Genomic DNA, 12,264 nt, shown 5'->3' on the forward strand with positions numbered 1-12,264 from the left:
GGGCATGGTCAGGGGCTGGGCCGCGGCCCCAAGCCGACCTCGGCCAGGATGAAATCGGCAATGGCAGGCGTGTCGTTCAGATCGAAAACCGGACGGTCCAGATCCAGCGGCGTGTCGCTGGCCACCGCGCGGATCGTCGGATCGTCGGCGGCGATCAGCGGGTTTCCAGGCTGGGCGCGAAAAGCCTCGACCTTGGGGTGGCGCGCGCGCTTGTATCCCTCGACCAGCACCAGATCGACCGGGGACAGACGCGCCAGAAGATCGTCCAACGGCGGCTCGGGCGCGCCGCGCAGCTCTTGCATCACGGCGATGCGGCGGCTGGATGCCAGCAGAACCTCGGACGCCCCGGCGGTTCGGTGGCGGTGGCTGTCGGTGCCCGGCTGGTCCACGTCAACCGCGTGGTGAGCGTGTTTGACGGTCGAGACACTGAACCCGCGCCCGGTGATCTCGGCCACCAGCCGCTCCATCAATCCGGTCTTGCCCGCATTCTTCCAGCCGGTAACGCCGTAGACCTTCATGCCTGCTCCAACAGGTGCTGCGCCCGGATCAGATCTTCGGGCGTGTTGACGTTGAAGAACGGATCGAACGGGTCGGCCGGAAACAGCGCCTCGCGCCCGTCATGGCGGTCGGTCCACAGGACCACCTTGCGCAACCCGTCCGTCAGGGCCGCGCGCAGATCGTCGCGCAGAGCGACGGGCCACAGGCCGAAGGTCGGGTGCCGGTTCACCCGGCGGCCACCGCCCGATTTCAGCGCCGCGTCACCGGTGCGCGGCGTGGTGGCCAGAGCCAGCGGATGAGCCTGCCCCTGCGCCGCCCGCGTCAGCCGCTCGACCAGATCGCGCGGAAAGAACGGCGTGTCGGCGGCAGCGGTGACGATGCAATCAGCGCCCTGCCCCGCCGCCCAATCCAACCCGGCCAGAACGCCCGCTAACGGCCCGGCGTAACCCGTGATGCTGTCCGGCAGGACCGGCAGGCCAAGATCGGCAAAGCGCGCAGGGTCGCCATTGGCGTTCAGCGCCAGCCCGGCCACCTGCGGCGCCAACCGGTCGATCACATGCGCCAACAGGCTTTGCCCCCCCAGTTGCAGCAACCCTTTGTCTCCGCCGCCCATCCGCGTGGCCAGACCTCCGGCCAGTATGACGCCGAGGGGGCGTGATGCTTCAACTTCCATCGGCGCTTTTCCTTCGATGCTTCCTGTCCTCGACCGGGACGGTGGCCGGGTCCGCGTCGCGCAGCAGCCGGTCTTCGCCCGACAGGCAGACGAAACGTTGGCCACGCATCCGGCCGATCAGGGTCAGGCCGACCTCGCGCGCGATTTCGACGCCCCACGCGGTAAAGCCGGACCGCGAAGCCAGAACCGGGATGCCCATCATCGCCGTCTTGATCACCATTTCCGAGGTCAGCCGCCCGGTGGTGTACAGGATCTTGTCGCCGGACGCCTCGCCTTCGGACAACATCCAGCCCGCGATCTTGTCCACCGCGTTGTGGCGGCCCACGTCCTCCATATAGACCAGCGGGCGACTCTCACGGCACAGAACCGTGCCGTGGATCGCCCCGGCCTGCAGGTACAGCGACGGCGTGCGGTTGATCTTGGCCGCCACATCATACAGCCACGAGGTGCGCACCTGAACCTGCGGCAGGCGCACGCCCTCCAGCCCCTCCATCATGTCGCCGAACACCGTGCCCACCGCGCAGCCGCTGGTGCGGGTCTTTTTCTTCAGCTTGTCCTCGTACGAGGTTTCGCGGGTCGTGCGCACCACGACGGTTTCCAGATCGTCATCGTAATCGACCCGCGTGATCTCGTCATCGGGGCGCAACATGCCCTGGTTGCGCAAAAAGCCCAGCGCCAGATATTCCGGGTAATCGCCGATAGTCATGGCCGTCACGATCTCTTGCGAATTGAGGAAGATCGTCAGCGGGCGCTCCTCGACAACCGAGATGCGGCTGACCTCGCCGTTCTGGTCCACCCCCTCGACCGCGCGGGTCAACCGCGCCGCGCCGGGATCGGGGGCGATGATGTATTCCGACAGATCGGTTTCGGTGGCCAATTGCAACCCTCTCACTGACCCGCTACTGCTGCGCAGACCACCATAGGATCTAGCCATGGCAACCTCCACATCCAAGTCATACTATTGGCAGGGTTTTCGCGACGGGACCCCGTTCATCTTCGTGGCGGTGCCCTTCGGCACCCTGTTCGGCGTCTTCGCGACTGAGGCGGGCCTGAGCATTCTGCAGACCATGGTGTTCACCGCAGCCGTATTTGCCGGCGCCGCGCAGTTTGCATCGCTGCAGCTGCTGCAGGACGGCACACCCACGGCCATCATTCTGGTTTCGGCACTGGCCGTGAACCTGCGGATGGCCATGTATTCAGCGTCTTTGACGCCTTATCTGGGCGCGGCGCCCCTGTGGCAACGGGCCTTTGCCGCCTATCTTACGGTCGACCAATCCTATGCCTGCTCGATCGTCCAGTTCGAAAAGGAACCGGACATGTCGGTTCCGCAGCGCATGACCTATTTCATGGGGTCGGTTTCGCCGCTGGTGCCCATGTGGGTACTGGCAACCTTTATTGGCGCCTACCTGGGAACGCAGATCCCGGATAGCTGGGCACTGGATTTCGCGCTGCCGATCACCTTTCTGGCCATGATCGGCCCGATGATGCGCACTCCGGCCCATGTGGTCGCGGCTCTGGTCGCCATCGTCGTGTCGCTGCTATGCGTGGCAATCCCCTACAATCTTGGCCTGCTGATCGCGGGCTGCGCGGGCATGATGGCCGGTGCGCAGGCCGAAGTGATGCTGGAACGCAGAAAGGTAGCGTTATGACCACCCCCGATCAGACAACGGTCTGGACGATCATCGTCGGGCTGGCGCTCGGCAGCTATGCCCTGCGCTTCGTGTTCATCGGCTTTGTCGGAGACCGTCCGTTGCCGCCATGGTTGCTGCGGCATCTACGCTATACGGCGGTGGCCATCCTGCCGGCCCTGATTGCCCCTCTGGTCATGTGGCCCACGGCCACCGAGGGCCAGCCGGACCTGCCGCGCATGGCCTCGGCCGTGGTTGCCCTGAGCGTCGGGTTGATCACCAAGAACGTGCTGGCCGCCATCTTTGCCGGGGCCGGCACGCTGTATGGTCTGCTGTACCTAGTTGGTTGAAGCCGCTTCCAGCTGGTTGAGCGCGGCGTTGTTGGCCGCCAGCCCCGCCTGCAGATCGGCGCTGTCGTTTTCACGATATTCGGTCGTGACGACCCCCGGAATCTGCCCGAACTGATCGGACAACTTGACCGGGTAGAAGGTGGTCTGGATCTGCTCGAACCCGGGAACCTGCTGCAGCAGCCGAGCCGTCGAGTTGGCGCAGTAGGCGCCCGGAACCGGTCCGGACTGTTTGGCCAGCTGATAGGCGATCTCGGCCTGCTGGGGGGTCACCTGGATGGTCTGGATGCGCGCATAATGCGTTTCGCGTGCGTGCGAGCTGCGATAGGCACGCTCGACCGCGGGGGTGATGCCATACAGCACGTCATCCTTGATCGGCACCACGTCGGCGCGGAACGACCCGGCGGGGTCGAAAATTACCCGCTCGCTGGCGCTGATCATCAGCGAGGTATGCGCGCCAGACCCCGTACGCGTGTTGATCATCGTGTACAGGGTCAGCGTTGAGGGCCCCGGGTCACGGTAGGATCGCGCAACGATCTCGGACTGGTCGGCCTGAGGGCGCTGCGACGTGGCACAGCCTGCGACGGTCACTGCCAGCAGGCAGGCAATCAAGATGCGAAACATGACCCGTCAGTCCGGCTTATGCCCCAAAGATCGCAAGAAACAGGGCAATGAAGCAGATCACCACGACGCTGTAGGTGGTGAATTTGATGAACCCGTTGAAGGTTTTGGTCTGGACTGTGATGTCCATCTCGCCGTGCTTGTGTTCAGCCATTTCGAAAGATTCCCAATTCGCGTGTTTGCCGGTTTGGATAAATCATATTTTCCGGCCTGTCACGACGTCAATCGCGCGCAGATGCCCGAGTTCAGTCGCCCGTAGCCTCATCGGTGGCAAAAACCGAGCAGCCGGGATACCCGAAGCCCCACCGCCACGGCAGGCCGGTGCAGGGGCCACCTCCGAATCGGACGGCCATGAACATCGCCTCGGCGGTGATCGACATGGCCGACGTCACCTGCTCGGGCGTCATGTCGTACTGCGTGGCATAGTCCTGCGCATGCACGGCTCCGAATTCCTTGACGCAGGCGCGCAGGGCGCGGTCAGCCTCCAGCCGGGCGTCGAAACTGGCGTCGGCGGACGTGGCGCCCCCGGCGGTGTGATACGCGCGATCATGAGTTACGCAGCAGGATTCCCACGGCGGGTGGCTTTCGTAAACCGCGCGAAATCTGGGAAAGGTCTCTGCCACCAGCCGCCAGCTGGACGACATGCCCCCCGAGCAGCCATCGGTTTCAAACGCGCTCAATGGTTGCCCAACCGATTGCGCGATCAAAGCCCGATGCGCGGGCATCTCGACGCCGCGCATCAGATCCTGCGCCGAAGCCGAACCGGCAAGGCAGGCGAGCAAAAAACCGAAGCTAGGGGCTTTCATCGCGCATCGCCTCGGTATCGACCGACAGGCCGAAGGTCGTGGCCAGCCACAGCAGCAAGCGCTCGCCCGGTTCCATTTCCGCGCGGACACGCAGCACTTCACGCGCCATGGCGGGGCGGTCGGTGATCAGACCGTCGACACCCATCGAGGCCATCGACGACATCTGCAGCGGGTCATTCACCGTCCAGACATAGATATCCTTGCCTGCATCATGGACCGAGCGGATCAGCCCGGGCGTGACCATCCCGGCATTCACCGCGACGAAATCGCCCTCCAGCCCGGTCAGATCGCCCACCGCCGTGGCAGCCAGAACGCCGGCGCGCCAGTCCGGGCGCAACGCTTTCATCTTCTGCACCGCCGGGTATTTGAGCGACATCGTGGCGATGTCCTGCTCCATCCCGAATTCTTCGACGATGGCGGCCACGCGGTTTTCAAGGTCGACATCATGGCCATAGTATTTCAGTTCGATGATGACCTTGGAATTGCCCTTCGCTGCCTTCAGAACCTCACGCAGGGTCGGAGTGCGCTGATCGGCATATTCGGGGTCGAACCAGCTGCCGATATCGATCTGCGCCACATCCTCCATCGTGGCATCCCAGACTTTCAGATTGACCCCGCCCAGCTTCATGAAGTCGCTGTCATGGGCCACGATCACCTCGCCGTCGGCGCTTTCTTGTACGTCGATCTCGACCCAGTCGGCCCCGTCTTCGATGGCCTTCAGCACCGCAGCCATCGTGTTTTCCGGCCGCAGCGCCGCCGCGCCCCGGTGGCCGATCACGTCGGCATGATCGGGTGCCGATATCTGGTCCAGGACGTCCTGGCTGAACCAGATCCCGGCCAGCAGGGCCACGATTGCCGCGGCAACGGTCACCAGAACCGGGGCGCGCAGATTTCCGGCTTCGGGATGGGGAAGCTCTGCCGCGCGAGGTTCAAAAAACCCATCCAGCAGAACCGCCAGCGCGCCCAGCGCCACAGCCGCCAGCACCAATCCGGCCAGAGACCACAGCCCGGCCACCAGCAGGCTGAGCGTCAGGGCAAACCGCAGGTTCGTACCCTGTTCGAGAGGTACAAGGTGGAACAAAAGGCTGGCCACAGCGGCAATCAGCGCAGCAATCGCCAGACGTACGGCCAGCCACAGTGCCAGTTCGATCTTCAACCGGCCGCGTTTGCCCTCCATTCGCCGGGCGCTTTCGGCGAAGGCGTCCGAGGGCGCAATTCCCTCGAACAGCACCAGATGCAGGGCGAGCGCCCAGGCCGACAGGCGGCGGATCAGCACCCAAGCCAAAGCCAGCACCACCAGCCCGATCAGCGCGACGGCCACCTGGAAGGCGGGCGGATGGAAGGTCAGGTAATAGTTGATGTCGTATTCGGTCAGCGTCCACCACGCGATCAGGCCCGCGACCGCCACGAAAGGCACCGCTAGAACAAGCACCCGCAGAATGAAGCGCACCGCGAAGGAAAACAGCGTCGGCAGGCGCGACAGGATCAATCGCAGCGCCGACCCGCCGGCCCGCCACGGGTCGCTCTCGCCCATCCTGAGCGATCCGGCCATGACCGAAAAGACGAACACCTCGGCCAACAGGAACAGGCCCAGAATGACCACCGCCGCCACGAAGCCAACCGGCGACAGGATGAACATGGCGATGTCCTGATCGGTCAGCGCAGTTTGATCGGACAGCATCACCGCCAGGTTCACGGTGAAGGCCACGCCGGGTGCGATCAGCGCGATGAGCAGCAGACGCACCGCCAGATAGATGGGAACAAAGGTCCGGCGTCGGACCCAGGCCCCGCGATAGGCATCTGTTACGGTTGAGAAATGTGACACGCCGGCCCCCTTTGAATGCTGAATTCATTCAAGGCCGCGCAGATGTGAATTGCAAGCGTGACGCTCAGCTTTCCTCAAGCTTGGCGGCCAGGCGAAAGCCGATCCGGTTGGCGGGCTTGTCCTCGACCGTTTTGGGCAGGGCGCGCAGCATGACGTTCAGCTGGCTGACATGCTGCACCAGCTGGGTGCGTGCGCCCGAACCGTCCGAGCCGTAGAAGGTGATCACGTCGGGGTCAAAATATCCCATCCCCTCGATCCGCATCACCCCGGCGTCACCGCCGGTAAAGCCCATGGCGACCTCGTGATCGGCATCGAGGGTCTGCTCGAAGTTCTGGATGTACAGGATCAGCCGCTCATACGCCCATTGGGCGGGGCTTTTGCTGTCGACCGGCTGGCGCAGGGGTTCGGGCAGATCCTTGGTGCCCGACGTGCTGTCCGGGTCAGCATGAACCTCATAGCACCGGGGCAGAGCCGCCGCTTCGGCGGCCTCGGCCGAGGTTTCGATCTTGTCCTGCATCGTCTCAACCTTTGCGCTGATACACCCATGCGCCGTCCTCACGGCGCGCCCGGGTCACGGCTCCAGTGTGATAAAGTTGGTTCAGATGCGCAACCGCTTCGACCAGCGCAAGACCGTATTCGCCGTCGCGGATCGGACGTTTGAACAGGGTCACGAAACAATCCGAGGCCGCCTTGGGCGCGTCCAGATCGTCCAGCAGGCGTGCAAGAGCGCCGTGATGGTTCTCGATCAGTTGCTTCATGCGGATCGGCAGGCCGATGAAGGGCAGCTTGTGGCCCGGCAACACCACCTGATCGGGCCGTGCCAGCTGTTGCAGGCGCTCACAGGCCTCCAGCCAGTCGGACACCGGGTCAGCCATCGGCTCGGTGGCATAGACGCCCAGGTTCGGGCTGATCGAACTGAGGATCTGGTCGCCCGAGATCACCAGGTTGTCGTCGCGGCTCCAGAACGTGGCGTGTTCGGGGGCATGGCCATTGCCCATATGCACGTCCCAGTCCCGCCCGCCCATGCGGATCACGTCGCCCTGCTTGATGCGGACAAAGCCCAGAGGCATCGGATAGACCGTGTCGGCAAAATTGAAGGGCCTCTCGGACATGCGCTTGGCCAGGATCTCGGGGGCCATGCCGGCGCTGCGGTAGAATTCCAGCGTCTCTTCCGGCCAGCTCTCCTGCACGTCCAGCGTCAGCATTCGCGCAAACAGCCATGCGGTACGGCTCGAAACCAGATCGGCGCCGTGCTCCGACTGGAACCACCCGGCATTTCCGACGTGGTCGGGGTGGTGATGCGTAACCACCACCCGGGTCACCGGCTTGCCCGCAAGCGGCCCGGCCATCAGGTCGGACCACAGGCCGCGCGTCTTTTTCGATGAAATCCCGGTGTCGATCACCGTCCAGCCATCGCCGTCATCCAGCGCGTAGACATTGACGTGGTCCAGCGCCATCGGCAGCGGCAGGCGCATCCAAAGCACGCCCTCGGCGATCTCGGTGGCTTGTCCGGGCGCGGGCGGCTCGGGCCAGGGATGGCGAAACGCCGGAGGCCGCGCGCCGTCCATCACGCGGCCAGTTCGTCGGCGCTGAGCGCGAACAGGTCTTTGGCCCCGATCTGCGCCTGATCCAGCAGGCCCGCGTATTCCGGCAGGCGCGCGGTGATGTAGTACCGCGCGAGCTTGGCGCGCGGACCATCCGGATCGGCCAAAGCGGCGATCAGGTGGTAATGCGCACCCAGCACGCGGGCAAAGGCGTTCAGATAGGCCACGGCCCCGGCAAAGCGATTGTTCATGTCCTCTTGCGCCACCTGCCACTCGGTCGCCTCGCGCAGGGATTCAGTCGCCTCCCATACCGGGCCGGCCAGCTCGGGCACGGTGGCGCGGGCGCGCTCGGCATGATCTTCGATCTCGTCCAGCAGGCGGGCGGCGGCTTCGCCCCCGTCCATCATCTTGCGGCCGACAAGGTCCATGGCCTGAATGCCGTTGGTCCCCTCGTAGATCGCGGTGACGCGAACATCGCGGTAATACTGCGCGGCGCCGGTTTCCTCGACATACCCCATGCCGCCATGCACCTGCAGGCCGGTCTCGGCCACGCGCATGCCGGTCTGGGTGCCGAAAGCCTTGCAGATCGGGGTCAGCAGGGCCGCCCGCGCGGCCCAGTCGGCGTTGTCGGTGGCCTTGGCCATGTCGATGGCCGCGGCATTGGCCAGCATGATCGCACGGGCGGCGAACAGGTCGGCCCGCATGTCCATCAGCATCCGGCGCACATCGGCATGATCGATGATCGTGCCCGAAGGCGTCTTGCCCTGCTTGCGTTCCAGAGCATAGGCCAACGCGTGCTGATAGGAGCCCTCGGCCGCGCCCACGCCCTGCCCGCCGACGCCGAGGCGCGCGTTGTTCATCATCGTGAACATGGCGGCCATGCCCTTGTGTTCCTGGCCCACCAGCCAGCCCTTGGCGCCGTCATACTGCATCACGCAGGTGGGCGAGCCATGCAGTCCCATCTTGTGTTCCAACGACACCACCTTCAGGTCATTCGCCACGCCCGGATTACCGTTTTCATCGGGGATGAACTTGGGCACCAGGAACAGGGAAATCCCCTTGGTCCCCGGCGCGCCATCGGGCAGACGGGCCAGAACCAGGTGGCAGACATTCTCGCAGAAATCATTGTCGCCCCACGAGATGTAGATCTTCTGCCCGGTGATCGCATAGGTGCCATCGCCGTTGGGTTCGGCCTTGGACGTCAGCGCGCCGACGTCAGACCCGGCCTGCGGTTCGGTCAGGTTCATCGTGCCCGACCATTCGCCCGACATCAGTTTGGGCAGGTACAGCGCCTTGAGCTCTTCGCTGGCGTGGTGTTCCAGCGCCTCGATCTGACCCTGGCTCATCAACGGGGCCAGCTGCAGCGACAGACAGGCGGCGCTCATCATCTCGTTGACGGCGGTGGTCACGGTCATGGGCAGGCCCATGCCGCCGTATTCGGGGTCACCGCTCATGCCGATCCAGCCACCCTCGGCGATCGCCTTCCAGCCATCGGCATAGCCGGGCGAGGTCCGCAGAACCCCGTTTTCCAGTCGCGCCGGCTCAAGATCGCCGGGGCGCTGCAGGGGGGCCATTACCTCTTCGCACATCTTGCCGGCCTCGGTCAGGATGGCGCTGACCACGTCCGGGGTGGCCTCGGCGAATTTCTCGGTCGCGGCGACGTCCTTGAACCCCACCACCTTGTCCATCAGGAACTCGTAATCAGTGACAGGAGCGCGATATGGCATGGTTTCCCCCGGAAATCGTGTGTCGGTCGCAATGGCGGGCTTGGAATCCATGGCCCGCGCCGGTATTCATCTAAGCTTGTTCGATTACCTATCCGTCCCCCTGTTGCAAGCAACCAAAACGCCGCGTCACCACCCATGATCCCCAACAGCACGCAATATCTGGATGCTGATCCCGCCGGGATTGCAGCCGCGGCCGACCTGCTGCGTCAGGGACTGTTGGTCGCCTTCCCGACCGAGACCGTCTACGGGCTGGGCGGCGACGCCCGCAACGGCGAAGCCGTCGCCGCGATCTACGCCGCCAAAGGGCGACCCAGTTTCAACCCGCTTATCGCGCATGTCGCCTCGGTCGAGGCCGCCAAACGCTATGTCGAGTGGTCGGACAATGCCGAAAAACTGGCAGCTGCGTTCTGGCCCGGTCCGCTGACGCTGGTGCTGCCGCTGCGCGCAGGGCATGGCGTGTCCTCGCTGGTGACGGCAGGGCTGGAGACGCTGGCCGTGCGGGTGCCAGCCCACCCAACCGCGCGCGCATTGCTGAGCGCAGTTGACGGACCCGTCGCTGCCCCATCGGCAAACCCCTCCGGTCGGATCAGCCCGACCACTGCGGCGCATGTGCGCGCAGGTCTGGACGGTCGGATCGCCGCCGTACTGGATGACGGACCCTGTTCAGTCGGGTTGGAATCGACCATCGTGGGCTTGGCCGGCACCCCCGCTTTGCTGCGGCCCGGCGGTGTGGCACTGGAACAGATCGAAACGGTTCTGGGCACGCGCCTGACCCGCCACAAGCCCGGAGATCTGCTGACCGCTCCGGGGCAGTTGCTGTCACATTATGCTCCGGATGCACCGGTGCGGCTGAACGCCACCGAGCGGCGCGGGGACGAACTGCTGCTGGGATTTGGCAATGTCGATTGCGACCGCAACCTGTCTGCCAGGGGTGACCTGATCGAAGCGGCGGCAAACCTGTTTGCGTATCTGCACGAACTGGACGGTACGGGGCGGCCGATTGCCGTCAGCCCGATCCCTTCCGAGGGCGTGGGGGCGGCCATCAACGACCGCCTGCGCCGGGCCGCGGCGCCGCGCAATTCCTGATCAGGCCCGACCGGCGCTGGCCGACAGCGTCAGCGGATCGACACCCAGCGTAGCCAAGGCGGCCTCCCACTTTTCGTCGTCGGCAACGTCAAAAACCAGTTTCGATGTGGCATCGGTCGTCAACCAGCCATTGGCCGCGATCTCATCTTCCAGCTGCCCCGGCCCCCATCCCGAATAGCCCAGCATCAGCATCGAGTTCAGCGGCCCCTTGCCAGAAGCGATATCTTCGAGCACGTCCAGCGTCGCCGTCATGCTGAAATCGCCGGCCACGTGCAGCGAATGCAGATTTGCGTCGTAGTCCGCGCTGTGCAGCACAAACCCCCGGGACAATTCGACGGGACCACCAAAATGCACAAGGCGTTCTCCGACAACCGGGATGCGGCACGCGATGTTCAACTGTTCAAGCAGCGTCTTGATCCGCAAATCCGACGGTTTGTTCACGATCAGACCCATCGCGCCGTCATCGCCGTGGCTGCACAGATACACCACTGAATGATCAAAGCGCGGATCGCCCATGCCGGGCATCGCAATCAACAGTTTTCCAGTCAGATCCATCAAAAAACTCGTGCGGCTTATTCCCTTACAATGACCTTGCGGAAGCCGGATTGGCAAGGGATCACGCCTGAAATCCCGCGATTTCTGCCGGTGACCAGAACGTGACTTGGCAAACCTGCCCGCAAGTCGCATGTATGGATCATGAGATCGCTGTTCAAACCCGTCCTGACCGTTGTTTCAGCTTGTCTGGCCCTGGCCGCACCTGCGCAGGGGCAATCGATCGACTCGATCGTCCGGCTGGACGTGATCGATGGCGGCCAATCCGAGGATGGAACCTATCTCACCGCGATCCGGTTGGATCTGGAACCCGGATGGAAGACCTATTGGCGGGCCCCCGGTGACGCCGGCATTCCGCCTGAATTCGACTGGCGCCGCTCCGGCAATGTCGGCGCGGTTGCGATCACCTGGCCCACGCCGCATGTCTTTGACCAGAACGGCCTGAAGTCCATCGGCTATGAAACCCAGCTGGTGTTGCCGGTTCGGATTACCCCCAAGGACGCATCCAAACCGGTACGGTTGCGCGGCGAGGTCGATCTGGGAGTGTGCAATGATGTCTGCATTCCCGCATCGCTGAAATTTGACCACGAACTGGACGCCGGCGCAGCAAGAAATCCGGCGATCGCGGCTGCGCTTGCGCAAAGGCCCTTCTCTGCACGCGAGGCTGGCGTTACCGGCGCGGCCTGTCGCCTGAGCCCGACCGCGGACGGTTTGCAGGTTCAGGTACAGATCGACATGCCCTCGGCCGGTGGTGCCGAATTTGCGGTGATCGAACCGGGGAACCCGGCCCTGTGGGCCTCGCAGACTGAAACCAAGCGGCAAGGCAACCGGCTGACCGCCACGTCCGAGGTGATCAGCCCAGACGGTCAGCCCTTTGCGCTGGACCGGTCCGCCGTGCGGATCACGGTTCTGGGGACCAAACACGCGGTCGACATTCTGGGCTGCAGCGCGGGCTGA

General features: G+C 64.4%; 15 protein-coding genes. 4 read left to right on the forward strand and 11 right to left on the reverse strand.

All coding sequences use genetic code 11. The features are described from left to right. Nucleotides 1-8: 8 nt before the first annotated feature. From mobB to ACR0LD_RS14485, 3 genes are read right to left on the reverse strand one after another with little or no spacing between them, the layout of a single operon-like run. The gene (gene mobB, locus ACR0LD_RS14475) at nt 9-518 is read right to left on the reverse strand and encodes a molybdopterin-guanine dinucleotide biosynthesis protein B (RefSeq protein ID WP_480637592.1); all 510 of its coding nucleotides are present in this window, start codon (nt 516-518) and stop codon (nt 9-11) included. Then, nucleotides 515-1,171 (reverse strand): molybdenum cofactor guanylyltransferase MobA, encoded by a 657-nt coding sequence (mobA, locus tag ACR0LD_RS14480; RefSeq protein ID WP_480637594.1) that lies wholly within the window; start codon nt 1,169-1,171, stop codon nt 515-517. The genes mobB and mobA overlap by 4 nt, the downstream gene beginning before the upstream one ends. Then, nucleotides 1,161-2,105 (reverse strand): formate dehydrogenase accessory sulfurtransferase FdhD, encoded by a 945-nt coding sequence (locus ACR0LD_RS14485; RefSeq protein ID WP_480637596.1) that lies wholly within the window; start codon nt 2,103-2,105, stop codon nt 1,161-1,163. Before ACR0LD_RS14485 ends, mobA begins: the two co-directional genes overlap by 11 nt. Between ACR0LD_RS14485 and ACR0LD_RS14490 the strand changes: the two genes are divergently transcribed. Both ACR0LD_RS14490 and ACR0LD_RS14495 read left to right on the forward strand, forming a co-directional pair. Further along, a complete protein-coding gene (locus ACR0LD_RS14490; RefSeq protein WP_170342980.1) occupies nt 2,104-2,820 on the forward strand; it encodes an AzlC family ABC transporter permease in 717 nt (238 codons plus the stop codon). The genes ACR0LD_RS14485 and ACR0LD_RS14490 overlap by 2 nt on opposite strands. After that, nucleotides 2,817-3,149: an AzlD domain-containing protein gene (locus ACR0LD_RS14495; protein ID WP_170360054.1), complete on the forward strand. Its 333-nt coding sequence runs from the start codon at nt 2,817-2,819 to the stop codon at nt 3,147-3,149. Before ACR0LD_RS14490 ends, ACR0LD_RS14495 begins: the two co-directional genes overlap by 4 nt. Here the strand turns inward: ACR0LD_RS14495 and ACR0LD_RS14500 are convergent. The 7 genes from ACR0LD_RS14500 to ACR0LD_RS14530 form a co-directional block, all read right to left on the reverse strand. Then, entirely contained in the window at nt 3,138-3,770 is a 633-nt protein-coding gene (locus ACR0LD_RS14500; RefSeq protein ID WP_093963529.1) for a hypothetical protein, read from the reverse strand. The genes ACR0LD_RS14495 and ACR0LD_RS14500 overlap by 12 nt on opposite strands. Before the next feature lie 16 nt (nt 3,771-3,786). Beyond that, a complete protein-coding gene (locus tag ACR0LD_RS14505; protein WP_093963530.1) occupies nt 3,787-3,921 on the reverse strand; it encodes an aa3-type cytochrome c oxidase subunit IV in 135 nt (44 codons plus the stop codon). A 91-nt stretch (nt 3,922-4,012) separates the two neighbouring features. After that, complete coding sequence (locus ACR0LD_RS14510) at nt 4,013-4,573, reverse strand: hypothetical protein (protein WP_480637599.1); 561 nt, start codon at nt 4,571-4,573, stop codon at nt 4,013-4,015. After that, nucleotides 4,560-6,398, reverse strand: a complete 1,839-nt coding sequence (locus ACR0LD_RS14515; protein ID WP_480637601.1) for a glycerophosphodiester phosphodiesterase family protein — start codon at nt 6,396-6,398, stop codon at nt 4,560-4,562. The genes ACR0LD_RS14510 and ACR0LD_RS14515 overlap by 14 nt, the downstream gene beginning before the upstream one ends. A 64-nt stretch (nt 6,399-6,462) precedes the next feature. Beyond that, nucleotides 6,463-6,915 carry a DUF6173 family protein gene (locus ACR0LD_RS14520; RefSeq protein ID WP_170342276.1) on the reverse strand — a complete coding sequence of 151 codons (453 nt, stop codon included), beginning with the start codon at nt 6,913-6,915 and terminating at the stop codon, nt 6,463-6,465. 4 nt (nt 6,916-6,919) lie between these two features. Further along, nucleotides 6,920-7,966: an MBL fold metallo-hydrolase gene (locus ACR0LD_RS14525; protein ID WP_170452200.1), complete on the reverse strand. Its 1,047-nt coding sequence runs from the start codon at nt 7,964-7,966 to the stop codon at nt 6,920-6,922. Next, nucleotides 7,966-9,669: an acyl-CoA dehydrogenase gene (locus ACR0LD_RS14530; RefSeq protein ID WP_480637850.1), complete on the reverse strand. Its 1,704-nt coding sequence runs from the start codon at nt 9,667-9,669 to the stop codon at nt 7,966-7,968. Before ACR0LD_RS14530 ends, ACR0LD_RS14525 begins: the two co-directional genes overlap by 1 nt. A 135-nt stretch (nt 9,670-9,804) precedes the next feature. On the opposite strand from ACR0LD_RS14530, the gene ACR0LD_RS14535 reads away from it, so the two are divergent. Continuing rightward, the gene (locus ACR0LD_RS14535; RefSeq protein ID WP_170360045.1) at nt 9,805-10,755 is read left to right on the forward strand and encodes an L-threonylcarbamoyladenylate synthase; all 951 of its coding nucleotides are present in this window, start codon (nt 9,805-9,807) and stop codon (nt 10,753-10,755) included. Here the strand turns inward: ACR0LD_RS14535 and ACR0LD_RS14540 are convergent, their stop codons facing one another. Continuing rightward, entirely contained in the window at nt 10,756-11,310 is a 555-nt protein-coding gene (locus ACR0LD_RS14540; protein WP_093963536.1) for a YqgE/AlgH family protein, read from the reverse strand. A gap of 141 nt (nt 11,311-11,451) precedes the next feature. Here ACR0LD_RS14540 and ACR0LD_RS14545 point away from each other — a divergent pair, with 141 nt between their 5' ends. After that, nucleotides 11,452-12,264: a protein-disulfide reductase DsbD domain-containing protein gene (locus tag ACR0LD_RS14545; protein ID WP_480637604.1), complete on the forward strand. Its 813-nt coding sequence runs from the start codon at nt 11,452-11,454 to the stop codon at nt 12,262-12,264.

It is taken from the genome of Ruegeria sp. BF8 (assembly GCF_056538625.1).